The 23,616-nt window shown below is 48.6% G+C and carries 26 protein-coding genes and 1 other RNA gene; 8 read left to right on the forward strand and 19 right to left on the reverse strand.

What is annotated here, in order from left to right; all coding sequences use genetic code 11:
• Nucleotides 1-103 precede the first annotated feature (103 nt).
• The 3 genes from MED92_RS09830 to folA are packed head-to-tail and all read right to left on the reverse strand — an operon-like array spanning nt 104 to nt 2,297.
• On the reverse strand, nt 104-808 hold the full coding sequence (locus tag MED92_RS09830; protein WP_007021380.1) for a type III pantothenate kinase: 705 nt from the start codon (nt 806-808) through the stop codon (nt 104-106).
• On the reverse strand, nt 805-1,779 hold the full coding sequence (birA, locus tag MED92_RS09835) for a bifunctional biotin--[acetyl-CoA-carboxylase] ligase/biotin operon repressor BirA (RefSeq protein ID WP_007021381.1): 975 nt from the start codon (nt 1,777-1,779) through the stop codon (nt 805-807). Before birA ends, MED92_RS09830 begins: the two co-directional genes overlap by 4 nt.
• Nucleotides 1,780-1,793: 14 nt before the next feature.
• Nucleotides 1,794-2,297 (reverse strand): type 3 dihydrofolate reductase, encoded by a 504-nt coding sequence (gene folA / locus MED92_RS09840; protein WP_007021382.1) that lies wholly within the window; start codon nt 2,295-2,297, stop codon nt 1,794-1,796.
• A gap of 127 nt (nt 2,298-2,424) precedes the next feature.
• On the opposite strand from folA, the gene MED92_RS09845 reads away from it, so the two are divergent.
• Complete coding sequence (locus MED92_RS09845; RefSeq protein WP_007021383.1) at nt 2,425-3,276, forward strand: thymidylate synthase; 852 nt, start codon at nt 2,425-2,427, stop codon at nt 3,274-3,276.
• A 49-nt stretch (nt 3,277-3,325) separates the two neighbouring features.
• Here the strand turns inward: MED92_RS09845 and lgt are convergent, their stop codons facing one another.
• The gene (gene lgt / locus MED92_RS09850) at nt 3,326-4,117 is read right to left on the reverse strand and encodes a prolipoprotein diacylglyceryl transferase (RefSeq protein WP_007021384.1); all 792 of its coding nucleotides are present in this window, start codon (nt 4,115-4,117) and stop codon (nt 3,326-3,328) included.
• Between the two features lie 24 nt (nt 4,118-4,141).
• The gene (locus MED92_RS09855) at nt 4,142-4,942 is read right to left on the reverse strand and encodes a sulfite exporter TauE/SafE family protein (protein WP_007021385.1); all 801 of its coding nucleotides are present in this window, start codon (nt 4,940-4,942) and stop codon (nt 4,142-4,144) included.
• Nucleotides 4,943-5,029: 87 nt separating this feature from the next.
• Here MED92_RS09855 and MED92_RS09860 point away from each other — a divergent pair, with 87 nt between their 5' ends.
• Nucleotides 5,030-5,806: an NRDE family protein gene (locus MED92_RS09860; RefSeq protein WP_007021386.1), complete on the forward strand. Its 777-nt coding sequence runs from the start codon at nt 5,030-5,032 to the stop codon at nt 5,804-5,806.
• On the opposite strand, the gene ptsP is transcribed toward MED92_RS09860, so the two are convergent.
• Both ptsP and MED92_RS09870 read right to left on the reverse strand, forming a co-directional pair.
• Complete coding sequence (gene ptsP / locus MED92_RS09865; protein ID WP_007021387.1) at nt 5,799-8,072, reverse strand: phosphoenolpyruvate--protein phosphotransferase; 2,274 nt, start codon at nt 8,070-8,072, stop codon at nt 5,799-5,801. The two genes, MED92_RS09860 and ptsP, sit on opposite strands and share 8 nt — an antisense overlap.
• A gap of 13 nt (nt 8,073-8,085) precedes the next feature.
• The gene (locus tag MED92_RS09870) at nt 8,086-8,577 is read right to left on the reverse strand and encodes an RNA pyrophosphohydrolase (protein ID WP_007021388.1); all 492 of its coding nucleotides are present in this window, start codon (nt 8,575-8,577) and stop codon (nt 8,086-8,088) included.
• A 133-nt stretch (nt 8,578-8,710) separates the two neighbouring features.
• Between MED92_RS09870 and MED92_RS09875 the strand changes: the two genes are divergently transcribed.
• The gene (locus tag MED92_RS09875; protein WP_007021389.1) at nt 8,711-9,364 is read left to right on the forward strand and encodes a histidinol-phosphatase; all 654 of its coding nucleotides are present in this window, start codon (nt 8,711-8,713) and stop codon (nt 9,362-9,364) included.
• A gap of 70 nt (nt 9,365-9,434) precedes the next feature.
• Here MED92_RS09875 and MED92_RS09880 read toward each other — a convergent pair whose 3' ends face one another.
• The 9 genes from MED92_RS09880 to MED92_RS09920 form a co-directional block, all read right to left on the reverse strand.
• Entirely contained in the window at nt 9,435-9,842 is a 408-nt protein-coding gene (locus tag MED92_RS09880) for a CBS domain-containing protein (protein ID WP_007021390.1), read from the reverse strand.
• A 177-nt stretch (nt 9,843-10,019) separates the two neighbouring features.
• A complete protein-coding gene (locus MED92_RS09885; protein WP_007021391.1) occupies nt 10,020-11,057 on the reverse strand; it encodes an NADP(H)-dependent aldo-keto reductase in 1,038 nt (345 codons plus the stop codon).
• 24 nt (nt 11,058-11,081) lie between these two features.
• Complete coding sequence (locus MED92_RS09890) at nt 11,082-12,278, reverse strand: class I SAM-dependent rRNA methyltransferase (protein WP_007021392.1); 1,197 nt, start codon at nt 12,276-12,278, stop codon at nt 11,082-11,084.
• Between the two features lie 79 nt (nt 12,279-12,357).
• Entirely contained in the window at nt 12,358-12,750 is a 393-nt protein-coding gene (gene gcvH, locus MED92_RS09895; protein ID WP_007021393.1) for a glycine cleavage system protein GcvH, read from the reverse strand.
• A 39-nt stretch (nt 12,751-12,789) separates the two neighbouring features.
• Complete coding sequence (gcvT, locus tag MED92_RS09900) at nt 12,790-13,896, reverse strand: glycine cleavage system aminomethyltransferase GcvT (RefSeq protein ID WP_007021394.1); 1,107 nt, start codon at nt 13,894-13,896, stop codon at nt 12,790-12,792.
• Between the two features lie 196 nt (nt 13,897-14,092).
• The gene (locus MED92_RS09905; RefSeq protein WP_007021395.1) at nt 14,093-15,361 is read right to left on the reverse strand and encodes an FAD-dependent monooxygenase; all 1,269 of its coding nucleotides are present in this window, start codon (nt 15,359-15,361) and stop codon (nt 14,093-14,095) included.
• 8 nt (nt 15,362-15,369) lie between these two features.
• A complete protein-coding gene (gene ubiH / locus MED92_RS09910) occupies nt 15,370-16,614 on the reverse strand; it encodes a 2-octaprenyl-6-methoxyphenyl hydroxylase (protein ID WP_007021396.1) in 1,245 nt (414 codons plus the stop codon).
• Nucleotides 16,611-17,927 (reverse strand): Xaa-Pro aminopeptidase, encoded by a 1,317-nt coding sequence (pepP, locus tag MED92_RS09915; RefSeq protein WP_007021397.1) that lies wholly within the window; start codon nt 17,925-17,927, stop codon nt 16,611-16,613. Before pepP ends, ubiH begins: the two co-directional genes overlap by 4 nt.
• Nucleotides 17,927-18,538, reverse strand: coding sequence for a UPF0149 family protein (locus MED92_RS09920; protein WP_007021398.1), 612 nt, complete (start codon nt 18,536-18,538; stop codon nt 17,927-17,929). Before MED92_RS09920 ends, pepP begins: the two co-directional genes overlap by 1 nt.
• Nucleotides 18,539-18,671: 133 nt before the next feature.
• Between MED92_RS09920 and MED92_RS09925 the strand changes: the two genes are divergently transcribed.
• The 4 genes from MED92_RS09925 (at nt 18,672) to MED92_RS09935 (ending at nt 20,083) form a co-directional block, all read left to right on the forward strand.
• Entirely contained in the window at nt 18,672-18,881 is a 210-nt protein-coding gene (locus tag MED92_RS09925; protein WP_007021399.1) for a TIGR02449 family protein, read from the forward strand.
• Nucleotides 18,878-19,180, forward strand: coding sequence for a cell division protein ZapA (locus tag MED92_RS09930; RefSeq protein WP_007021400.1), 303 nt, complete (start codon nt 18,878-18,880; stop codon nt 19,178-19,180). Before MED92_RS09925 ends, MED92_RS09930 begins: the two co-directional genes overlap by 4 nt.
• A 130-nt stretch (nt 19,181-19,310) precedes the next feature.
• A non-coding RNA gene (ssrS, locus tag MED92_RS18835) (6S RNA) lies at nt 19,311-19,491 on the forward strand.
• Between the two features lie 7 nt (nt 19,492-19,498).
• The gene (locus MED92_RS09935) at nt 19,499-20,083 is read left to right on the forward strand and encodes a 5-formyltetrahydrofolate cyclo-ligase (protein WP_007021401.1); all 585 of its coding nucleotides are present in this window, start codon (nt 19,499-19,501) and stop codon (nt 20,081-20,083) included.
• 8 nt (nt 20,084-20,091) lie between these two features.
• Here the strand turns inward: MED92_RS09935 and MED92_RS19330 are convergent, their stop codons facing one another.
• Both MED92_RS19330 and MED92_RS09940 read right to left on the reverse strand, forming a co-directional pair.
• Nucleotides 20,092-20,217 carry a hypothetical protein gene (locus MED92_RS19330; protein WP_007021402.1) on the reverse strand — a complete coding sequence of 42 codons (126 nt, stop codon included), beginning with the start codon at nt 20,215-20,217 and terminating at the stop codon, nt 20,092-20,094.
• A gap of 182 nt (nt 20,218-20,399) precedes the next feature.
• Nucleotides 20,400-21,329, reverse strand: coding sequence for an AEC family transporter (locus MED92_RS09940; RefSeq protein ID WP_007021403.1), 930 nt, complete (start codon nt 21,327-21,329; stop codon nt 20,400-20,402).
• A gap of 149 nt (nt 21,330-21,478) precedes the next feature.
• Between MED92_RS09940 and MED92_RS09945 the strand changes: the two genes are divergently transcribed.
• A complete protein-coding gene (locus MED92_RS09945) occupies nt 21,479-21,997 on the forward strand; it encodes a glycine cleavage system transcriptional repressor (RefSeq protein WP_007021404.1) in 519 nt (172 codons plus the stop codon).
• Nucleotides 21,998-22,070: 73 nt separating this feature from the next.
• Here MED92_RS09945 and argH read toward each other — a convergent pair whose 3' ends face one another.
• Nucleotides 22,071-23,465 (reverse strand): argininosuccinate lyase, encoded by a 1,395-nt coding sequence (argH, locus tag MED92_RS09950; protein ID WP_007021405.1) that lies wholly within the window; start codon nt 23,463-23,465, stop codon nt 22,071-22,073.
• Between the last annotated feature and the right edge of the window lie 151 nt (nt 23,466-23,616).

The raw sequence follows: 23,616 nt of genomic DNA on the forward strand, positions 1-23,616 counted from the left end.
TGAGTATTTTGCTGACGCTCTTCTGGAGGGATTTGCAGCGAATACCAGAAAAAAAGAATGGCATTCGCCAACAGGGCAAACAAAAAAAGCCAACGCAGTAACATCAGCTGTCTAATCCCCAGGCCAAACCATCAAGTACCAGATCAGGTTTATAGGACCCGGTACCGGCAAGCCTATGGAACAACGCACCATCGCCACCGGTTATATAGAGAGAAGCTCCATTCAGTTCAGCCACTATTTTTTCAACCAGAGCAGCAAACGCAAAGTTAATACCATGAGTGACTGCCGCGCTTGTATGCCTGCCCGGCGACAGATCAAAGTCATCTATTTCCTGATCAACCAAAATTTCTGCCGTGTTCGCTAGCAACCCTCGCTGCATAAGGTTTAGCCCAGGAATAATATATCCACCAATATGTTCACCATTGGCAGCTAGATAGTCGACAGTAATCGCACTTCCACAATCAACGACACAACAAGCACCTGACTCATAACCATATGCAGCCAGCATTGCCAGCCATCGATCAACCCCCATCCTTGAAGGGTCCCCATAGCTATTAACCACCCCAGCAGTACTGTCAGTAGTAGCTGCAAACCGTGGCTCAGGAAAACCAAGCTGAGCACAACAGGCTCTAATCCTTCCGTTTACCTCTTCGCCACCCACTGAGGCTACTTTCACCTCAGTAACATCAAGCCCCTGCCACTCTGAAAATCCAGCAGACGTAAAATCGGCGGTGAACAACTTTCCTCTTTGCCCACCACTATGGCGCCATTTGGTAAACGTATTACCGATATCAATCTCAAGTATCATGTTGCTCGCTGAATACTCACTTCACCGCCATGATATGCACGGAGTCCGTCTTCCGATTCCAATAACAACGCACCTGAAGTATCAATGCCCTGACACACCCCTTCAATTGCCTTGCTCCCCACCTGCAATGTAATTGGCTGTGATTGCATCGCATGATACCCATGCCACTCATCCACGAATTCAGCAAAACCATTTCTTTCAAACTGATTAAGCCTCAGCACCAGCTCATTGAGTATTTCTGCCAATAACAAGTTCCTGTCTACAGGACGCCCAGACACTGTTTTCAGATCAATCCACGGCTGATCAATCTGCTCCCCCAGATCGCGAGGCATCTCCACATTAACACCTACACCGATCACAACCTGGCACTGTCCAGATGCTTCACCATGAACCTCTAGCAGAATACCCGCCAGCTTTCGCCCCTGACTTAACAAATCATTCGGCCATTTTAACTGCACGGCATCGATCTTGAGCTTTTCCATAGCCTTAACCATGGCAAGACCAACCAATAGGCTCAAACCTTCTATCGCCGCAGCCCCCTGCTCAAAACGCCAGACCAGGGAAAAATATAAATTCCGCGCAAACGGGCTTACCCAGGTACGACCTCGACGCCCTCGGCCTTCCGTTTGCTGCTCAGCGAGATAGATGCGCCCATGACAATCGCCGCGCTGAGACTCTTTCATCGCCAAAGCGTTTGTCGAGGGTATTGTCAGTTGCAGATCAATCTCCTGTAACTGATGCCTTACATCACTTTTTAAAGCCTGCTCTATCTGACCAACGTCCAGAAGGTTTAACCCTCCAGGAACACGATAGCCACGCCCTTTGACGCTGTAGATTTCCAGACCACCTTCTTCTAAACGGCGTATATGCTTCCAGATCGCACTACGGCTGATACCAATCTTCTCTCCCAACTCACTGCCAGAGTGAAATTTGCCATCTGCCAAAATAGACAACAACGAACGGATCGTCATACTGCTTTGCCTTCTTATTTTCTATCTAAAACGATAAAACTATAGTTATATGGATTAGGTCCCTCTGCAGAGAAATCTTCTCTGCCCACTTCACTCCACTCCTGACGCTCAAACTCAGGGAACCAAGCATCCCCATCAATCTCAGCATCAACTTCGGTCAGATACAATCGTTGAGCAGACGCTAAAGCCTGTTCATAGATTTGCGCTCCACCGATCACCATCGCCTCATCAATACCATTGATAAGTGCGATGCTTTCTGCAAGCTCAACAGCCTCCTCAAGACTATTTACCACCCGCACCCCTTCAGGGGCATAATCATTTTGACGTGTGATAACGATATTAGTTCGCCCTGGCAGAGGACGACCTATAGATTCATAAGTATTACGCCCCATGATAATAGGCTTACCCATCGTCACCTGCTTGAAATAGCGCAGATCCTCAGGAAGATGCCATGGCAGCTTATTATTAATACCGATTACACGATTTTTTGCCTGAGCCACTATAATAGCCAGGTTCATGAAAACTCCTTACTAAACAGCCGGGACTGCATTGAAAGCAAAACCCACTGTTAGATTCTTTACCTCAGCAACGTGCTTTGGTTAACATGACTACATCAAATTTAACCACAGGGTTAAGCACAAACCAATGAGACAATACCTCGATCTCTGTCAGAGAATTATTGACGAAGGCGTCTGGGTCGAAAATGAGCGAACCGGAAAGCGCTGCCTTACAGTTATTAATGCTGATCTCACTTATGATGTAGCCAAGGGTGAGTTTCCCATGGTTACGACCCGCAAAACATTCTACAAATCAGCAATAGCAGAGATGCTCGGCTACCTTCGCGGTTATGATAATGCAGCCGACTTTCGCAAAATAGGTACCAAAACCTGGGACGCCAACGCCAATGACAATGCCGCCTGGTTAAATAACCCTTATCGCAAGGGTGAAGATGACTGCGGCTTTATTTACGGCAAAGTGGGACGTAATTTCCCAAAACCAGATGGCGGCAGCATAGACCTGTTACGCAAGATCGTTGATGATCTCTCTCAAGGAATCGATGATCGCGGCGAAATTTATACTTTTTATCACCCGGGCGCTTTTCACATGGGTTGCTTACGCCCATGTATGTATAGCCATCACTTCTCGCTCTTAGGTGACACTCTTTATCTGAACAGCACCCAGCGGAGCTGTGACGTACCACTTGGCCTTACATTTAATATGATTCAGGTTTATTTCTTACTGGCCATCATGGCGCAAATCACCGGAAAGAAACCAGGCAAGGCTTACCACAGAATCGTTAACGCACACATCTATGAAGATCAAGTGGAATTGATGCGCGACGTACAGCTAACCCGTGAACCGCTTCCGCTGCCTACCTTTAAAATCAACCCAGACATTAAGACGCTGGAAGACCTTGAAACCTGGGTCACTGTTGATGACTTTGAGGTAGAAGGATACGAACACCACGAAGCGATTCAATATCCTTTCTCGGTGTAACTTCGCAACAAACAAAAAAGGCGGTGTTAACCGCCTTTTTTTATGAATATTACACCCTTTTCAGGTCTGAGCGTTGATAGGCAAAGCCGAGCATCAGCGCCCCCAACAAGATCATCGGTAAGGATAGTAATTGCCCCATCGTCAGCCAGTCCATCGCGACAAAGCCAATATGCCCATCCGGTTCACGATAAAACTCAACGACCGATCGGAATACCCCATAGAGCAGCAAGAACAGCCCCGATACAGCCATACGCGGTCTTGGTTTAGATGAGAACCACCATAGCGCAACAAACAGAACAACACCTTCGAGAGCAAACTGATAAAGTTGAGAAGGATGTCTTGGTAAATCACCCGCATGGCGAAACACTACGCCCCAGGTACCATCCGTAACTCGCCCCCAAAGCTCACCACCAATAAAGTTACCAAGCCGTCCGGCTCCTAAGCCCACCGGTATCAGCGGCGCAACAAAGTCCGCCATCTCCATGAGACTTTTGCCATGCTGGCGACCAAACCAGTACATAACAGCAATCACCCCAAGCAGACCACCATGGAATGACATACCACCTTCCCAGACCGCAAATAACCAAAGCGGATCCGAGAGAAACTTATCAAAGTTGTAAAAGAGCACGTAACCCATTCGCCCACCTAGGACGACACCCATCGCACCCCAGAAAATAAAATCTGAGACCTGCTCTTCACTCCAGCCAGAACCGGGCTTCCTCGCCCGCTTAACACCCAGCCACCAGGCAGCCGCAAAACCCACCAGATACATAAGTCCGTACCAATGCACTTTCAGCGGACCTAACTCTAAAGCAATCGGGTTTATTTCATGAACCCACACAATATTTCCCCCAACCGGAACTTACTACAATAAATTTGTAACCAAAAAACGCAGCCCTACGCACAGTAAAAAGACTGCAAAAATGCGTTTTAGAACAGGTGCAGGCAAGCGATGCGCAAGCTTGGCTCCATATTTAGCAAATATTGAGCTGGTCAGCACAATGCCCAATAACGCCGGCAGATAGATGAACCCGGCGCTCCATTCTGGCATTGCCGGGTTCTGCCACCCCTCCCAGATATTGGTTAAGGCTCCCATCAACGCAATAGGCAGCCCGCACGCCGCAGAGGTGGCCACAGCCTGCTGCATCTGAACTCGGCGCCAGGTAAAGTAGGGCACCGATAACGTGCCCCCACCAATACCGAAAATACTCGATAGCCAACCAATAAACCCGCCAGCGATTGCCAGATCCTTATTGTTAACCGCTGTTTCACCCGCATCGGGTTTGAGGTTTAAAGCCATTTGAATCGCCACCAGGATCACGAAGCAGCCTAAGGTGATTTGCAGCCACTCACCGGTCATCAAACCCGCGGTTTTAACCCCAAGGAATGCACCGAGCAGAATACCCAGAGTAACCGGCTTAAAAATATCCCAACGCACAGCCCCCTTTTTATTATGTGCCAGCGTCGAACTGATTGATGTTGCTACAATTGTCGCCAGCGATGTCGCCACCGCGGCATGCGTCAACACGTCAGGGGACATGCCTTGTAACTCAAAGCTAAAGACCAGTACGGGCACAATAAGCAAACCACCACCAATGCCGAATAGCCCTGCAACTACACCAGCCGCTGCACCCAGAATCAGATAGGTCAAAATGGTAAATAACATGAATCAATCCTTAGAGATGTGTCATTCAGGATAAAAAGCCTTAGTATTCAAGAAACGACATATTAACGAATAAACCGATCTTTACCTATGTGCTTGATAACATTCGCGTATAAATCCCATCCAGAATACTCACTTATTCTTATTGCTAATCGCGACGAATTTTATCAGCGCCCCAGTCAGCCCATGCATTTCTGGGATGATCACAATGAAATTCTGGCAGGCCGGGACCTGGAACAGCTCGGCACATGGTTAGGCTTCAACACTGCAGGAAAGTTTACCGCGGTTACCAATTACCGGGATGGACGAAACCCCGCAAAAAACAGAAGATCCCGGGGCGAACTGACAGCCAATTTTCTGAAGTGCCAACAAAGCGCAGACGAATACCTTCTTCAACTTGAACAAAATAAGCAGGAATTTGGTGATTTTAACTTGCTTGTAGCTGATCAGACTGGGCTCTATTACTGCTCTAACCGGGGCGCAGAAACCCATGAACTGAAGCCAGGCATTTACGGCATGAGTAACGCACTGCTCGACACGCCCTGGCCTAAGCTTCAGCGGGTCAAGCAGGATCTGACGAATGCTATTAACAGCTCTGCACTGACAGCCGAACACCTGATGGGAATTATGGGTAACAGGGAAACCGCACCAGACAAGGACCTACCCGATACGGGCATTAGCCTGAATTGGGAAAGACTACTCTCTTCAAGCTTCATTCAGGCTGATAACTACGGCACCCGAGCGACCACTTTAGTGATGCAAAAACCTAATGGCGACACCACTGTTATTGAACAAGGTTTTGATGTTGGCGGACCATTAGCCAGAAGTGAGTACAAACTACCACTGCCAGCTATTGGCGTTAGTTAGGGATATTGGGCTGTGCAGGTAGTGCAATGCCCAGCTCATCTAAGCGCTCGTTAATCAGGGCCTGAATCCGGTCCGCATCATCCATCGACATGACATCTTTTAGCAATCGATCCGCATCAGTCTTAGTAATTTTGCGAATAGCCGCCTTCACTTTCGGCAAATTAGTTGCGTTCATAGAAAGCACGTCATAACCCATCGCCATGAGCAGCAGAGCGCCACCAGGCTCAGAAGCCACCTCACCACAGATGGATACGGAAGCGTTCTCTTTATGTGCTTCACGGGCAATGTATTCGAGCGCTTTAAGCACCGCCGGGTGGTAACTCACATACAGATCAGCCACCCTTGGGTTGTTTCGATCCACCGCCAACAAATACTGAGTCAGGTCATTGGAACCTACCGAGATAAAATCAACGCGACGGGCAAAACGACGCACCTGATACACTGCAGCAGGTACCTCCACCATCACACCGACAAGAGGGCGCTTAATGTTATGCCCCTCTTCCTGAAGCTCACGCACTGCCCGATCGATCTGGCGATTAGCCTCTTCAACCTCACGAACACTGGTTACCATCGGCAGCATTATGCGTAGATTCTCATACCCCTCGCCGGCTTTGAGCATCGCTCTCACCTGCACCAGGAATATTTCCGGGTGATCCAGAGTGACACGAATACCACGCCAGCCCAGGAATGGGTTCTCTTCTTCAATCGGGAAGTACGGCAGTGCTTTGTCACCGCCAATATCCAGGGTACGCATCGTGACCGGACGCGGATGAAACGCTTCCAGCTGTTTACGGTACGTCTGCGCTTGCTCCTGCTCACTGGGGAAGAAGTCACGAATCATGAAAGGGACTTCGGTACGATACAGACCGATACCTTCAGCGCCACGCTCCAGAGAGCGTGCTACATCGGCGATCAAGCCGGTATTTACCCATAATGGCATCCGGAAACCATCGGTCGTTTCTGCCGGCAGATCTTTGAGCGCAGCTAACTCTTCTGCCTGCTCTTTCTCACCTTTAACAATATCCTGATAGGCGGTCAGCAGATCTTCGCCTGGCTGGACATAGATACGTCCGGAATAACCATCCAGAATTAATTGCCGCCCATCGATGCGCGTTAATGGAAGATCAACCGCACCCATAATGGTCGGAATACCCATAGAACGCGCGAGTATTGCAGCGTGCGAGTTACTTGATCCATGCACAGAAACAAGACCTACCAGCTTCTCACTGGGCACTTCACCCAGCATAGCAGGCGTTAGCTCATCGGCAACCAGAATTGTCTCATCGGTAAATTCAAGTGATGCTGGCGCAGCCTCCTGAAGATAAGCTAACACTCTTCGACCAAGATCTTTGATATCAGTCGCTCTCTCCCTTAAGTAGGGATCATCCATCATAGAGAACTGACGAACATGCTCAGTGACGACTTCACGAAGCGCACCTTGCGCCCAGTTACCCTTCTCAATCCGGGCAACCACCTCACCTGCCAGCGCATTATCATCCAGCATACGCAGGTACACATCGAAAAGCGCTTGCTCCTCAGTACGTAAACGCTGGGCCAGGCTACGCCCGACAACTTTGATATCTCGACGTACCAGCTTAAGCGCTTCTTCAAAGCTAGCAATCTCTTTCGCTACATCTTTGGCTGGCTTATCCGGAACCGATGACAGATCAGCAGGCGGAGCAATAACAGTAGCAGAGCCGATCGCCACACCAGATGAACCGGCGACACCTTCAAAGCGAAGATCAACAACCGCTTTCTCCTGCTCACCAATCGTGCCCAGAGAACCTGTTGCTTCAGCATGGGCAATCACACCAGCAAGCTGAGCTGACAAGGTGACAAGAAATGCCTCTTCACTTTCATCAAAACGGCGAAGGTCCCTCTGCTGTACAACCAGAACACCTAATACGTCACGGTGATGAATAATGGGCACGCCCAGGAAAGAGTTAAAACGCTCCTCACCGGTTGATTCAACGTATTTGAATGCGCGGTGTTCAGAAGCATTTTCCAGGTTGATCGGTTCAGCTCGATCAACCACAAGGCCGACCAAACCTTCAGCAGCAGATAAACGAACACTACCCACCGCCTCTGGGTTTAAGCCTTCAGAAGCCATCAACACATAACGCTGATCGCTTGGATCAAAAAGATAAACCGAGCAAACCTCGGTTTTCATCGAACGCTGGACACTAGTCACAATAAGGTTCAGCACCGACTCCAGATTTGGAGCGACACTTACCTCTTGTACTATCTTTCGTAAGACATCCAGCATTCGTTTCCCTCCCTCAGGAGTCGACTATATGAAAGCGCGACAGCTTAGGCGACAGTTCGCGCATCGCTTTGCGATAAACCTCTCGTTTAAATGACACTACCTGGCCAAGTGGATACCAGTAGCTTACCCAGCGCCAACCATCAAACTCAGGTGATTCTGTATGATCGATAGTTACAGCACTGTCCTCACTAAGCATCCTTAGCAAAAACCATTTTTGCTTTTGGCCGACGCATACGGGATGCGAATTGCGCCGGATCATTCGTTTGGGCAATCGATATCTTAACCAGCCTCGGGTCACCGCGACAATTTCTACGTCTTTATCCGAAAGACCGATCTCTTCTCGCAGTTCTCTATACATCGCCTGCTCGGGGGTTTCATCTTCATTTATCCCCCCTTGCGGGAACTGCCAGGCGTCCTGACCTATACGTCTTGCCCAAAGGACCTGACCCAGCGAGTTAGCCAGAATGATACCGACATTCGGCCTGAACCCATCTGAATCAATCACTTTGTAATTCCTAAACCTTTTTCAGCTATTGTTCCATAATTCTTTCTCTCTCAGCAATTCCTTTTGAGACAATTGCAATCAATCCGCTAGATCCCTATCCTTGCTTCACACATTTTTCATTGAGGAACACCCTTTGAGCTTAGCAATTTTTGATCTGGACAATACCCTGCTTGGTGGCGATAGTGATCATGCGTGGGGAGAATTTCTGTGTGAAAAAGGGATCGTGGACAGCGATGAATACAGCCGCGCAAATGACTACTTTTACGAGCAGTATAAAAACGGCGGGCTGGATATCTTTGAATTTCTTGAATTCGCCTTAAAACCGCTGGCTCAACTGGATCGCGAACAGCTCAATGAACTGCACAACCAGTTTATGCAGGAAAAGATCGCTCCAATCATGCTGCCTAAAGCCAAAGAGTTACTGGAAAACCATCGCAAACAAGGTGACTACCTGCTTATCATTACTGCGACTAACCGTTTTGTAACCGGCCCCATCGCTGACGCATTAGGCGTCGATGAGATTATTGCTACGGATCCTGAAGAGGTTGATGGGCAGTACACGGGGAAAGTGGCTGGAATACCGTGCTTCCAGGACGGCAAAGTGACTCGCCTCAATACCTGGCTTGAATCAAACGAACACTCGCTAGAAGAGAGCTATTTTTACAGCGATTCACATAATGACCTGCCACTACTGGAACTAGTAACCTATCCGGTCGCAGTCAATCCAGATGAAACACTGGAAGCTCATGCCAATGAAAAGCTTTGGCCCGTTCTGGATCTTCGCTAGATCCACTGCCAAGTAAAAGATCCGGGCGAGTATCTGCTCAGCCTGGATCCAATGACCGCGCAATTACCCACTAAGCCACAACCTTACAGTGCTTCAGAGCATCATTAAGCTCTTTCATCAGCATACTGCGAGTAATAATACCCACCAGCTTATGCCCTTCGACAACCGCATACACCTTAGGTTTATCCAAGCCCATCTGCTGAGCCAGATCGACAATACTCATGCTGGGCGATACTGTCAGAGGATCTCCTCGCATGATATCAGCAACCGTTTCATGGCTGTCACAATGATAGCTATCGGTAATCAGATAAGGCAGGCAATCAAATTCGGACAGAAAGCCCACTACATTTTGCTGGGCATCGACAACCGGCAAGCCTAAATAGCCAGAGTCCAGAATATGCGTCACTGCCTCAACCATAGACATATCACCACGCAGCGGCATATTGACGGGATACATCGCTTCTCTAACTTGCAACATAACACTCACCATTCCGTTGTTATTAGCTAAGGAATCTACGAACAAGTCCAAGAGAAAACATGAAACTTATTCGCAGGTTCCTAACTAAAGTCTGGCAAAGAACTCGAAAATAACAATTCGATTTAGCCAATAAAAAAGGGAGCCTTTGCTCCCTTTAATCAAACTCATATACCCCTGTTATGGGCATGGATTTGGATATTGTGTGTGGATCGCTTCTATTTGAGCCAGTAATTCTTCACTGAGCACTAAGTTCGCTGACTCAATATTGTCCTTCAACTGGGCCATATTACTCGCCCCAATAATATTGGCATCCACATAGCTTCGGCTATTGACCCAGGCCAGCGCCATAACCGCCGGATTTAGACCGTGCGCTTTAGCCAGCTCAACGTAAGCTTGAGTTGCCTTAATCCCCTGCTCAGTAAAGTAGCGAGCATAAGTTGGATGACGAGTAATACGCGCCCCTTCAGGACGGGCATCATTCAAGTATTTACCACTCAGGACACCAAAGCCCAGAGGCGAATAAGGCAGAAGCGAAACCTCTTCCCGCTGCAGTACCTCAGTTAACGCAATTTCCGCGGTACGGTTCAACAAGCTAAACGGGTTCTGTACTGACACACAACGCGGCAGATCAAACTTATCTGCTAGCTGCAGACACTTCATGGTCCCCCATGCCGTTTCGTTGGATAAACCAAAGTGACGCACCAATCCTTCATCGACCAACTCTTTCAGTACTTCCAGCGTTTCCTGAATCGATGCACCATCCTTCTCCGGCTGGTGTGTGTAGTTCAACTGACCAAAGAAGTTTGTTGCCCGATCAGGCCAATGTAGCTGGTAAAGATCGATATAGTCAGTGTGAAGTCGCTTCAGGCTATTGGTAATCGCTTCGCGGATATTTCTGCGATCCAGCCCCATATCCTCACGGATATAGCTCACCATCTCACCTGGACCTGTCACCTTGGTGGCCACAACGACCTGATCACGATTGCCTCTGGTCTTCAACCAGTGTCCGATAATCTCCTCATTGCGCCCCTGATACTCAGCGGAAGTTGGGATTGGATACATCTCCGCGCCGTCCAGAAAATTAATCCCCTGATCGACAGCAAAATCCATCTGGGCAAAGGCTTCTTCCTGGGAGTGATCGCTGCCATAAGTCATCGTTCCCAGACAGATCTGGCTGACAGCAATATCGGTATTGCCTAACTTGTTGTACTGCATGGCGACTCCTTAACTCAGCTACGCTTATGCCGAAGGCAGCACTCGAACAAAGAATGATTTCAGATAATCCGTTTCAGGAATCGCTGGATGAACCGGATGATCCGCGCCCTGATGCCCCTGATCAAAGATCTGCGCATTACGGTCTAGCTCGCGACTGTTACTGCGGATAATATCCACCAGCCTTTCTCGCTGTAGGTGCATTGAGCAAGATGCGGAGACCAAAATCCCATCTTTCTTTAACAGACGCATGGCGAAATTATTCATACGCGAGTAAGCGCGCTCACCATTGCGGACATCTTTCTTCTTCTGGATAAATGCAGGCGGATCCAGCACTACCACATCGAACTTCTCTTTATCAGCAATCAGTGATTTACAGATATCAAACGCATCACCATGGAAGCCTTCAAAACGATCTTCTGCGTTGTTGATACGCGCATTTTCCGCCGCCACTTCCAAAGCAAAGTGAGAAGCATCAACACAGATCGCCTGAGAAGCACCCGCAGCTAATGCTTGTGCTCCCCAGCCGCCGACATAGCTGAACAGATCAAGAACACGCTTGCCTTCAACATGTTTCTGCATCTGAGCACGGTTATTACGGTGATCATAGAACCATCCGGTTTTCTGACCTTTCTGAAGCGGCGCCAACAGCGGAACAGTATTCTCCATCAGCGGGCAAAGCTCAGGGATATCGCCCTGAACAATCTCTGTGTAGGTTTCTAACCCTTCCATGTCACGCATTTTGCCGTCATTTCGTAACAGGATCGCCTTAGGTGTAAATACCTTGTTCAGCGCGTCAACGACCTCATCAAGCACCGCTTCCATACCCGCCGTTGAAACCTGAACAACGAATACATCATAAAAGCGATCGATCACCAACCCAGGGAGCGCATCACTATCACCGAATACCAGGCGGTAACAATCATCACTGAAGCAAGCCTCACGCAGTGACAACGCCACTTTAATACGATGAATCAGCAGCGAACGATCCAGCTTATACTTGAGATCACGGCTTACCATACGCCCACAAATCAGCGTATTCGGATTCACATAGGCAATACCCAGTGGTTTGCCCTTATCTGTTTCCACAACGACCTGCTGGCCTGGTTCAAAGCCCTTCAGTGGTGTCGCACTGTTATCCACTTCGTTGCTATAGATCCAAAGATGACCTCCGCGTAAGCGGCGTTCAGCTCCACTGTTTAGTTTCAGTATTGGCAGTGACATTTTTTTCCTGTTTTACAGACAACAGTCCCGGCATATAGCCGGGACAGAAAATACTATAAGGCATATGCCTCAGCTTTGTTTAAGCTTCTGACTCGCACAGATCATTGTAAGCTTCTGCATCCAGCAGTTCATTCAGCTCATCCTGATCAGACAGTTTCAGTTTGAAGAACCAGCCATCAGCGTAAGGGTCAGAATTAACCAGTTCAGGCGAATCTTCCAATTCTTCGTTAACTTCCACAACTTCACCGCTAAGTGGAGCATAAATATCCGATGCCGCCTTAACAGACTCAACAACACCTGACTCGTCGCCCATAGCAACTTCAGCACCAACTTCTGGCAGTTCAACAAAAACTACATCACCCAACAGATCCTGTGCGTGATCAGTGACACCGATTGTAACTGTGCCGTCACCCTCAACGCGAATCCATTCATGACTAGCAACGTATTTCAGTTCAGATGGGATGTTACTCATTGTTAATTCCTACCCTATAGGACCGGTTAAAATCTAAATTCAGTCAAAAACTTTTTTGCCATTACGAACAAAAGAGGGACGAATAACCCGCACAGGGACTAATTTTCCTCTGATATCCACTTCGGCTTGATCTGCAGTCGCAGATGGCACTCTTGCCATCGCAATTGCACATCCTAGTGTAGGCGAAAAAGTACCACTGGTAATCTCACCTTCGCCAACACCACTCACAACGACCTTTTGATGCGCTCGAAGCACACCACGGGATTCCATGACCAGGCCAACTAATTTCTCAGATATCCCAGCCTCTTTTTTCGCCTGTAACGCTTCGCGGCCGATAAAAATACGCTCCTGCGGTTCCCAGGCAATGGTCCACCCCATGTTAGCGGCTAACGGGGATACCGTTTCATCCATATCAGCACCGTAGAGGTTCATACCGGCTTCCAAACGAAGCGTGTCTCGCGCCCCCAGGCCGCACGGGCTTACACCCGCATCAGCGAGTGCTTGCCAAAAATCAGCAACCTCATCTTCCGGCAGCATGATCTCAAGGCCATCCTCACCAGTATAGCCAGTTCTGGCAATAAACCAGCCTTCGGATTCTAAGCCCTGAAATACGCTTAACTGATCAATGAGCGTTGCACGGGATTCAGATACAGACTGCTTAGCCAGTTCAAGTGCTTTAGGGCCCTGAACCGCTACCATCGCCAGATCAGGCTGCTCAGTCAGCGCAACGTCATCAAAGCTCGCTGTTTGATCTGACATCCAGCGCAGATCTTTCTCTCGTGTTGCACAGTTCACCACTACTCGGAACCATTCACCAGCAACACCTGGCTCAGTCATCAGATAAACGATGAGGTCATCAATGACCCCGGCATCTTCATTGAGCATGCCGCTATACATTGCTTTACCTTTCTGCTGCAGTTTAGCAACATCGTTGGCCAGCAAGTATCTTAAATATTCTTTTGCATCAGTACCGGTTACGTCTACAACCGTCATATGGGAGACGTCAAACATGCCCGCTTCCTGGCGGACCTTATGGTGCTCATCAACTTGTGAACCGTAATGGATCGGCATATCCCAGCCGCCAAAATCAACCAGCTTCGCACCCATTTCCTGGTGCTTATCGTACAGTGCGGTTTTATTACCCATAGTTATTAACTCTTATTAAGGGTCTGAAGTGAAACGCTTGCCCCACTTCCAGCGCTAAATACCATAATTTTTGCTTTATATACGGGCTAATAGCGATAAAAGGCCCGAAAAAATAAAAAAGGGAAGACAATTTATAGGGATTTTCCCTGTAGTTCAATCTTTGCCCGCAACTCTCAACTGCGACTATGGTATTTACTTATGAATCTTTAAATGATCTCTGCGCCAACGCAGGACCTTTTCCGGAAAGCCCCATCGCCTCCTGAACCAGGTGGTTTTTAATCGCACCCAGCCCATCTAACCAGTTCATTCCCATATTTCTAGCCAGTACAGCAACCGGGTTTCGGCTGGCGAAGAGTCGTTTGAAGCCCTCCATCGTGGCCGCCATCTGAATATTTTCCGAATGCCTTTCACGTTGATAACGGCGCAGTACTGATAATGATCCCAGTGCCTCACCACGTGCATAGGCCGCCATTAAGGTTTCTGCCAGCTGCGCCGCATCCAACAGACCAAGGTTCACCCCCTGACCTGCCAGAGGGTGTATGGTATGCGCCGCATCACCAATAACTACAAAACCCGATTTAACATAGTGTTGAGCATGACGCTGACGCAGCGGAAAAACACTACGCTGATCAGTTTCCAGGATATCGCCCAGAACATGCTCAAACGCGGCCCCTAGTGCCTGACAAAAATCCTCATCAGACAAAGTCATCAACGCTTTCGCATGGCCAGGCGAGGTCGACCAGACAATCGAGCAGTAATGGTTGCCATCATCACTGGAAAGAGGCAACAACGCTAAAGGGCCATCATCAGTAAATCGCTGCCAGGCCGTTTGTTGATGATCCACGCTGGTTTTCACTGTCGTCACGATCGCATGATGACCATAGTCCCACTCCAGCATTGGTAAACCTGCCATCTGCCGGGTTTTAGACAATGCACCATCAGCGGCGACCAACAGCGACGTTTCGATACAGCGCTGATCACTAAGTTCCAACGTTTTTAAAGAACTAGCGCTCAAATCTGCCTTAACCAGCTCAACGCCCGTTACCAGTTGCACATTATCCAGCTCAGCCACCGTTGCCAGCAGCCCTGCCAAGGTAACTCGGTTTTCAACTATATGCCCCAGAGCCTGTTCGTGCAGATCTTGCGCGGAAAAATGGATTTTCCCGGTGCCTTCGCCATCCCAGACATCCATATCGGTGTACGGGCTCAATCGGAAGGATGCCATTTTTTCCCAAGCCCCGACCGCCGTAAGGATCTGCTGTGATGCACAAGTCAGCGCACTGACACGAGGATCAAAGTTCTCAGACTGCTGCGCGCGAACCCAATCAGAAAATCCCTGGGGATCCCCCTTTCTCTGCTCCAGAACGATAATTTTCATCCCAGAAGGGGCCATCGCTGCGGCCAGGGTTAACCCAACCATTCCGGCACCGACGATTACAACATCCGCATGCATCTGATTTGACATGAAAAAACCTATTTCAATTTAGGGGCAGGTGCATCCAACCCCATTGCGGCACGAGCAAACAAGGTTCTGGCGGGGGGGCAGACATCCATCACCTGCAAGCCAATATTTCTGCCTAAAGCTAATAACGGGCTACTGTTTGAGAAAAGCTTCATGGTTTGATCGCTGAATCCGATCGTTTTTTGCTGATCCGCGCGCTGTTGCTCGTAAAAGCTTTGTAAAAGGCCTAAGTCACCCAGATTAACCTGTTCTTTTCGCGCCTGTATCAGCTTGTCAGCAAGCGCAACAACTCCCCTTAGCGCCAGGTTATATCCTTGCCCGGCAATAGGATGCAACGCATGCGCTGCGTTCCCTAACACCACGATACCCTTACGTACCTGCTCATCCGCAAGCACCAGCTTTAGGGGATATGAAGCGCGTTCACCCACGGCAATAAAATTGCCGGCCCGATAACCAAAACGTTCTTGCAGCTTCTCGAGGAACGCATGATCGCTAAGCGCCATCACCTCATCTATCTGCTCATCCGGCACGGTCCAGACTAAACCACAGCGATATCGGCCTTTCTGGGTTTCGAGTGGTAAAAGCGCCATTGGCCCCGTATCTGTGAAACGTTCATAAGCCACATTGTTGTGCTGTCGATCCGGACTCACATTCGCAACCACTGCATGCTGTGCATAAGTTGTCTGGGTATAACCTATACCCAATTTTTCCCGAAGTTCTGAACGCCCCCCGTCAGCCATGACCACCAATTCACAGCTAAGGGTGTGTTCCTGGCCTTCTGTGGATAGAGTCACCTCCATGCTGTCCGCACCGGTACTCATATCGGTCACTTCAGCGGGGGCAATAAACTCGACATGGGCTGCGTCTGATTGTTGCAAGCGATCCCAAAGCACGCGTCCCAACCAATGATTTTCAACTACGTAGCCCAGCGCTGGAACCGACTCATCTTCGGCATTCAGTCGCGTGGCACCAAAGTGACCTTTGTCCGAAACATGAATCTGCTGGATCGGCTCCAAGTGCTCTCTTAGCGTCTCCCAGAGACCCATGGTTTCGTAGATAGTCCGGCTACCGTATGCCAAAGCAGTTGCACGAGCATCGTAACTAGGCTGATATTCAAGTGCAGATTCTGCAACCGGGAACGCTTCTACAATAGCGATCTTCAGGTCTAACTGTTCTGCAACCTGCAAAAGAGCACAAGCCAGGCTCGCGCCCACCATGCCCCCACCTACAATTACGATGTCGTAGTGCTGTTTCATAGTCCGGCCATTAACGCCTCAATTTCATCGATCTCTTTAGGGACCGATGCGGTTAAAACTTCGCATCCTTTGGATGTGATTAATACATCATCTTCAATACGCACGCCGATGCCTCGCCAGCAAGGATCGACTTTGTCATTATCGGGCGCAATATAGATGCCCGGCTCGACGGTCATCACCATGCCAGGTTCTAGCGGACGCCAGTCACCATCGACTTTATAGTCACCAACATCGTGCACATCCATACCCAGCCAGTGCCCGATCCTATGCATATAGAATTCGCGATAGCCGCCTGATTGAATCTCAGATTCAAGACTACCTTTTAACAGCCCTAACTCAATCAAACCTTCGGTTAGCACTTCAATAGACTTTTCATGGACCGCTTCCCAAAGTACCCCCGGGCGCGCCAATTCAATACAGGCCTTCTGAGCTTTTAATACCAACGCATAGATAGCACGCTGCGCTTCACTGAAAGTTCCGTTCACCGGAAAAGTACGTGTAATATCGCCCGCATAGTGCTGATACTCACAACCGGCATCAATCAGTACCAGATCGCCGCCATTCAGCTCTGCATCATTCTCAATGTAATGAAGAATGCACGCATTTTCGCCCCCACCTACGATCGTTGAATAGGCAGGCTGGCGAGCGCCATTCATGGCAAAGTGATGCAAAATTTCTGCTTCTAACTGGTACTCCATTAAGCCAGGTCGGCATAGCTGCATCGCTTTGATGTGGCCCTGTGCTGATATCTCCCCCGCACGGCGCATTAGGTCAGCTTCCGCATCACTCTTAATCAGGCGCATTTCGTGCAGCAGATGATCCAGCATGACTAATTCACTTGGCGCCACAGCCCCTTGACGGACTTTACTGCGGATCAGATTCAGCCAGTGGGTGACCTGCTGATCCAGCGCTTCGTCCTGACCGATAGCGTAATAGATTCGCTCCATGCCATTTAAAAGCGCAGGCAACACATCATCGATTTCATGGATAGCATGCGCCTCATCGATTGCATAATCTGCGACAATACCCTCAGGGCCCGCACGGTATCCATTCCAGATCTCCATCAGGCGATCCCGATCTCGGCAAAACATAACCGTTTCACCCTGTTTGCGGCCCGGGATCAGCAGCAAAACCGCCTCAGGTTCGTTAAAACCGGTCAGATAGAAAAAACTACTATCCTGACGGAACGGATATTCCACATCATTATTGCGCTGCTTCATCGTTGCTGAAGGGATAATGGCAATGCTACCCGGGAGCATTTTCTCCATCAGCGCCTTACGACGACCAACAAACTGATCCATTTCAATGTTCATCAATGCAACCTGTTACTATCCGGCTGAGCTTTTGCAAACTCTTGCTCTTTATCTGCCAGGGCTTTGTTACACTCAGTAAACAGCATAAGTACAGCCATGCGCACATACTCCTGAACTTCCATCAGATCGGATTCATTTTCATCCAGTTCTTCAAGGTCCGCAGATATCTGAGCGATCTGCCCTAAGTCATTCAGTGTTTCTTTAGCTTCTGGAGAAAGAGACGCATCCGTATGTTTGCCATACAAGCCAAAACCGGACAGGAAACTCTGACACCAGCGCCCCAGAGCCTCAGCCCTAAGGGATATCTCATTCTCATCATCAGGTAGTAAAAGCTCAAACTCCAGATCCATACTCTCAAGTGCATCGGTGGTCGCACCATACAGGTTCAATAGCGTCACTTTACTACTCTCCTGCTTCAGTGCTTCTGTATCCATCAACTCGCAGGCCGCCTGAATCAGCATCGCAGGTTGTAAGCGTGCGCCTGCCGCCAGATGGCCTGCAATCAAGCCATGCAATTCAGCAGGAGAAACCAGCCCAACACCCTCTTCAACGAACAGGTTTGCAATTACTTCAAAATCGGGCAGATCTACTGGAATATTATCTTCAGACATGGATAGAACTCATCAATATTATATTGTTGTTAATCCTAGCATTTCCCTTCTTCTCATGCAGCGTCATTGACCCTAAGACAGTGGCTTATTATAGTCCCCTGATAACCTTAAGCCTGTGGAGCTTATTTTTCGCATGACCGAGCACTACTTTAACGCGCTTGAACAGAAAATCGATCAACTGCTGCAACACTGTGAACAGCTGGAGCGGGAGAATGATCAACTTCGTGAACGAGAACAGTCACTCAAAGAAGAGCGCGCGCAGCTAGTCCAGCTAAATGAACAAACCCAAAGTAAAATAAAGACCATGATCATGCGCCTTAAAGCTCTGGAGCAAAACAAATGAGCACTTCGGACTCTCAGCCGGTTTCAATCAAAATTCTAGATAAAGATTTTAGTTTCAATTGCCCTGCAGACGCCGAAGCTGAACTACTCGCTTCCGCGGATTTCCTCAACGAAAAGATGCTGGAAATTCGAAAATCAGGCAAAGTGCTAGGCCTGGAACGTATCGCGGTCATGGCTGCGCTAAATCTTGCCCACGAGCTTTTACAGTCCAAACAGTCTTTAAATTCTGATGTTGAAACACGGCTGCGCCACCTCGGTAGCAAAATTGATCTGGCGCTGCAGAAAAAAACACAAGAATAACCAGCTTTTCACGATTGAATTCTTTTCATAATCGAAAAACTGATTACTAAACAACCAGTTATACCGCTTCTAGCATAGAATAATTTTATTTCAAGACCTGACACTAAAACCAATAAGGGTATAATGAACATATGCCCTGGAGTGTTCGACAGTTGGTTACGTCCCTCGAGCCGATAATCACACTTCTGGAGGTTGCTCGTAGTTTCTGGTGTGCATGTCCGATTTAACGGAAAGCCTAATGATTCTCAGCAACCCCCTCCTTGAACCTTCGGGTTCAGGGCCATTACCGACACCGGCACTCTGGGGATCTTCTTTACTATGGATAAACGTAAGCAACTCCGCAAACAGATCCGTTCCCTGCGACGCTCCTTAACGCCCAGCCAACAGAATACCGCCGCACAAGCGCTTCTTCGCAATATGCGAACCCGTCAGGATTTTCGCCGAGCCAAGTCAATTGCGATGTACCTGCCTAACGATGGCGAAATCGATCCTACCCCATTGATAAAGCTCTGCTGGAAGCTGGGTAAAGAGGTCTATCTACCTGTGCTTCACCCTATTCTGCATAACCGACTCTGGTTTGTACCTTATACGCAGAAGACCCCGATGGTTCGGAATATCTATTCAATTCGCGAACCAAAGCTGGAACCAGGCCGACGTAAAGCGGCATGGGCATTAGATCTGGTGCTTTTACCTTTGGTCGCTTTTGATCCTAAAGGAAATCGCATGGGCATGGGCGGTGGTTACTATGACCGTACTTTTGCGTTCAAAGGGCTTAAGAAGGGCATGAGAGGGCCTGACCTAATTGGCCTTGCTCACGAAATACAGAGAGTAGAAGAGTTACCTGTCGAGGGTTGGGATATCCCTCTGACAACAATAGTTACCGACGCTAAAAGCTACCCGTAGGTTAGCTTTTAGCTGTTGAAGACTTGCTCAAATAACGATGCAAACTGGAAATCAGCGTGAGATACCCCGGTCATTACGGAACCGAGTACAAATACCACAACCAACACTAATACCAGATCAGGACCTTTTTTCATTGTTCTGCCTATAAGGTTCACCACACATTAAACAAACGCTCGTTTGCATAATGCCTGGCGCGTAGTTTTCCACATTTCAGAATTTTTGCAACATATTTGCAATAACCGTTTCAGTGAAACTATCGGCCAGTTACATAGTTATTTTAACAAAAAAGTGTAAAAAACGCGAATTACTGCCTGATTTATAAAAGATTTCGCAAAAAATTGATCAAAATTAGCATGATTGGTATCGAAATCATCGATAAAAGGGTCTGCCCGGTAACAATCGCAGCCATCATCGGCGCGTCGCCGCCAAGCTGCCTGGCCAGAATATAAGATGAGGTAGCAGTGGGTAGCGCCGCGTAAAGCAACACAACCTCAGCGACTCCCTCTTCCAAAGCAAACAGAGCACAGATCAGAAAAGCGAACAGCGGCATCAGAACCAACTTGATGAAAGAAGCCCAGGCCAACTCCCGCTGGCTTTTAAACAACACCTTAAAGCTAAGCCCTGCACCAACTGACAACAATCCCAGAGGCAACGCCATACCCGCCAGCAGCTCCGCTATAGGGGTCAGTAGAGAAGGGAAACCTATGCCTGTTTGATTGAGAACCAACCCAAGTAAGCTACCCACAATCAATGGATTCTTAACAATGGCCAGCAAAACTGAGCTCAAACTGCCGGCTTTGTGGGTAAATACAGAGAAGACCAGAACACACAAAAGGTTAAGCAGCGGAATCATTAGCGCCATGATCACCGCGCCTATCACGACACCCACCTCACCATACAACGTTGCTGAAGCCGCCAGCCCGACGTAGACATTAAATCGTACCGCCCCCTGATAGATTGAGGTAAAACCCGCAGCATCAGCCAATGTAAACGGCCTGACAATGAAAGCAGCTACGCTACCTGCGAGCACCAGCAATAGTATTGCCAGCCCCATGGCATCCAGTTCCACGGAGGACATGTCCGTGGTTGCTAATCGAGAGACCAGTAGTACCGGGAAAAGAATAAAATAGGTCGCTTTTTCCGCTTGCGCCCAGAAGTCCTCCCCTGGGAAGCGGGTTCTACGTGCCAGATAACCTAATAAAATTAAGGCAAATACCGGCCAGAGAGCGCTGACTATTTCTATCATAGTGTTATAGTGAAGCAGTAATATAAAAATAAAGGCAGCTGTATACCTTGGATCGGTGTATCAGGACAAGGCTTTTGTTCCAGCGCGCAGGCCGGTCAGACGCCAAGTTACAGTTACCTTCTTCCAATGAAGCAATATGGAGCTTACACATGATGACATCTCTTGTACTTACAGTCATCGGTCCGGATAAACCTGGACTTGTAGAAATGCTGGCGCAAACCATCAGCGATAACGGTGGTAACTGGCTGGAATCAGGCATGTCCCGCCTGGCAGGGAAATTTGCGGGGATTCTGATCTGTGAAGTTGAAGAGTCACAGATCGCTACACTTACCACTGCGCTTGAGGGTTTGGAAGCTCAAGGCCTTAAAGTAACCGCTGAGCGTTCTGATACGCATGAAGCCTGCGATCAGAGCCAAAGCTTTACACTTGAGTTGGTTGGTCACGATAAACCCGGCATTGTTCGCGATATTTCCAGCGCACTGGCTAAGCGCCATGTCAATGTAGAGCGCCTCACTACTGAGCTGGTCTCTGGTTCAATGTCTGCAGAACTGCTGTTTAAAGCAGAAGCTGAACTCTTAGGTTCCGCTGATCTGGATCTGGACGAACTACAGGAAGCACTTGAAGGGATCGCGAGTGACCTGATGGTTGATATCAGCCTGAACAAGTAACTGATCGTTAAGCAGGCAATAAAAAAGCGCTTACCAGGTAAGCGCTTTTTTTGTATCTATTGATCAGTAACCACTAACCGCGCTGATCAAGTTTCTGCTGGGCGCGCTTAACCGCGGCACGGACCTGATTAGGCGCAGTACCACCAATATGGTCACGAGCTGCTACAGAGCCCTCCAGCGTCAACACATCAAATACGTCCTGCTCGATAATATCAGAGAACTGAACCAGCTCTTCAAGGCTCATTTCACCCAGATCTTTACTCTGCTCAATACCATAAGCAACTGATTTACCAACAACTTCGTGAGCATCACGGAAAGGCATACCCTTGCGCACCAGATAATCAGCCAGGTCAGTTGCTGTCGAGAAACCACGCAGCGCAGCTTCACGCATATTCTCTTCTTTAGCTTCCAGCGCAGGCACCATATCAGCGAAAGCACGCAGACAACCTTTCACGGTATCGATGGCATCAAACAGCGGCTCTTTATCTTCCTGATTGTCCTTGTTATAAGCCAGCGGCTGAGATTTCATCAGCGTCAGCAAGCTCATCAGGTGGCCAAATACTCGACCTGATTTACCACGAACCAGTTCTGGCACATCTGGGTTTTTCTTTTGCGGCATGATCGATGAGCCGGTGCAGAAACGGTCTGGCAGATTGATGAAATCAAACTGTGCAGAGGTCCATAGAACCAACTCTTCAGACATACGGGTCAAATGCATCAACAGAATACTGGAAGCGGAGCAAAACTCGATCGCAAAATCACGATCAGAAACCGCATCCAGCGAGTTTTCAGCAGGGGCATTAAACTCCAACAACTCACATGTAAAATCACGCTGAATAGGATAAGTCGTACCCGCCAGAGCGGCAGCGCCCAGCGGCATGATGTTGGCGCGCTCACGGCAATCTTCAAAGCGGCTGAAATCACGGCTTAGCATTTCAAACCAAGCCATCAAGTGGTGGCCAAAAGTTACTGGCTGTGCAGTTTGCAGGTGAGTAAAGCCCGGCATAATCGTATCGGCTTCACGCTCTGCCACTGACAACATGCCCTGCTGCAGACGAGTAATTTCAGATAGAATCAGATCAATTTCATCACGGAGATACAGGCGAATATCTGTCGCTACCTGGTCGTTACGGGATCGACCGGTATGTAGTTTTTTGCCTGTAATACCAATTTTCTTAGTGAGTGCAGCTTCGATGTTCATATGAACATCTTCCAATGCAACAGACCATTCAAACTCACCACGCTCGATCTCAACGCGAATTTCACCCAGACCACGGATAATGTCGTCACGCTCAGCTTCGGTCAGAACACCCGCCTTAGTCAGCATTTTTGCATGAGCAATAGAACCGCGAATATCCTGCAGATACATACGCTGGTCAAATTCCACAGACGCTGTAAAGCGTGCAACGAAAGCATCAGTTGGTTCGTTAAAACGACCACCCCATTGCTGGTTGGTTTTATCACTCATGGGAAACCTCTATAACTCAATAACAGCCCGGCAAATCCGTGCAGATGAATAAATTTGCGCGCTATTATATCACGCCCTTTGACTTGAGGTGTCTATATAGTCGCCTGCAATCTGCTACAATCGGCAACAATTATTGTATATGCCGTATTGG

This window comes from Neptuniibacter caesariensis, from assembly GCF_000153345.1.
Classification (GTDB): domain Bacteria; phylum Pseudomonadota; class Gammaproteobacteria; order Pseudomonadales; family Balneatricaceae; genus Neptuniibacter; species Neptuniibacter caesariensis.

Excerpts from the sequence above, each read along its gene's own strand:
- MED92_RS09925 (WP_007021399.1), top strand. The coding sequence starts at position 18,672 with ATGACCGAGCACTACTTTAACGCGCTTGAACAGAAAATCGATCAACTG.
- gcvT (WP_007021394.1), bottom strand. The coding sequence starts at position 13,896 with ATGGGTAATAAAACCGCACTGTACGATAAGCACCAGGAAATGGGTGCG.
- MED92_RS09945 (WP_007021404.1), top strand. The coding sequence starts at position 21,479 with ATGATGACATCTCTTGTACTTACAGTCATCGGTCCGGATAAACCTGGA.
- MED92_RS09885 (WP_007021391.1), bottom strand. The coding sequence starts at position 11,057 with ATGCAGTACAACAAGTTAGGCAATACCGATATTGCTGTCAGCCAGATC.
- MED92_RS09935 (WP_007021401.1), top strand. The coding sequence starts at position 19,499 with ATGGATAAACGTAAGCAACTCCGCAAACAGATCCGTTCCCTGCGACGC.
- folA (WP_007021382.1), bottom strand. The coding sequence starts at position 2,297 with ATGAACCTGGCTATTATAGTGGCTCAGGCAAAAAATCGTGTAATCGGT.
- pepP (WP_007021397.1), bottom strand. The coding sequence starts at position 17,927 with ATGAACATTGAAATGGATCAGTTTGTTGGTCGTCGTAAGGCGCTGATG.
- MED92_RS09940 (WP_007021403.1), bottom strand. The coding sequence starts at position 21,329 with ATGATAGAAATAGTCAGCGCTCTCTGGCCGGTATTTGCCTTAATTTTA.
- MED92_RS09930 (WP_007021400.1), top strand. The coding sequence starts at position 18,878 with ATGAGCACTTCGGACTCTCAGCCGGTTTCAATCAAAATTCTAGATAAA.
- gcvH (WP_007021393.1), bottom strand. The coding sequence starts at position 12,750 with ATGAGTAACATCCCATCTGAACTGAAATACGTTGCTAGTCATGAATGG.
- MED92_RS09855 (WP_007021385.1), bottom strand. The coding sequence starts at position 4,942 with ATGTTATTTACCATTTTGACCTATCTGATTCTGGGTGCAGCGGCTGGT.
- MED92_RS09860 (WP_007021386.1), top strand. The coding sequence starts at position 5,030 with ATGTGCTTGATAACATTCGCGTATAAATCCCATCCAGAATACTCACTT.
- MED92_RS19330 (WP_007021402.1), bottom strand. The coding sequence starts at position 20,217 with ATGAAAAAAGGTCCTGATCTGGTATTAGTGTTGGTTGTGGTATTTGTA.
- argH (WP_007021405.1), bottom strand. The coding sequence starts at position 23,465 with ATGAGTGATAAAACCAACCAGCAATGGGGTGGTCGTTTTAACGAACCA.
- MED92_RS09890 (WP_007021392.1), bottom strand. The coding sequence starts at position 12,278 with ATGTCACTGCCAATACTGAAACTAAACAGTGGAGCTGAACGCCGCTTA.
- ptsP (WP_007021387.1), bottom strand. The coding sequence starts at position 8,072 with ATGCTGGATGTCTTACGAAAGATAGTACAAGAGGTAAGTGTCGCTCCA.
- MED92_RS09830 (WP_007021380.1), bottom strand. The coding sequence starts at position 808 with ATGATACTTGAGATTGATATCGGTAATACGTTTACCAAATGGCGCCAT.
- MED92_RS09845 (WP_007021383.1), top strand. The coding sequence starts at position 2,425 with ATGAGACAATACCTCGATCTCTGTCAGAGAATTATTGACGAAGGCGTC.
- birA (WP_007021381.1), bottom strand. The coding sequence starts at position 1,779 with ATGACGATCCGTTCGTTGTTGTCTATTTTGGCAGATGGCAAATTTCAC.
- MED92_RS09905 (WP_007021395.1), bottom strand. The coding sequence starts at position 15,361 with ATGTCAAATCAGATGCATGCGGATGTTGTAATCGTCGGTGCCGGAATG.
- MED92_RS09920 (WP_007021398.1), bottom strand. The coding sequence starts at position 18,538 with ATGTCTGAAGATAATATTCCAGTAGATCTGCCCGATTTTGAAGTAATT.
- ubiH (WP_007021396.1), bottom strand. The coding sequence starts at position 16,614 with ATGAAACAGCACTACGACATCGTAATTGTAGGTGGGGGCATGGTGGGC.
- MED92_RS09880 (WP_007021390.1), bottom strand. The coding sequence starts at position 9,842 with ATGTTGCAAGTTAGAGAAGCGATGTATCCCGTCAATATGCCGCTGCGT.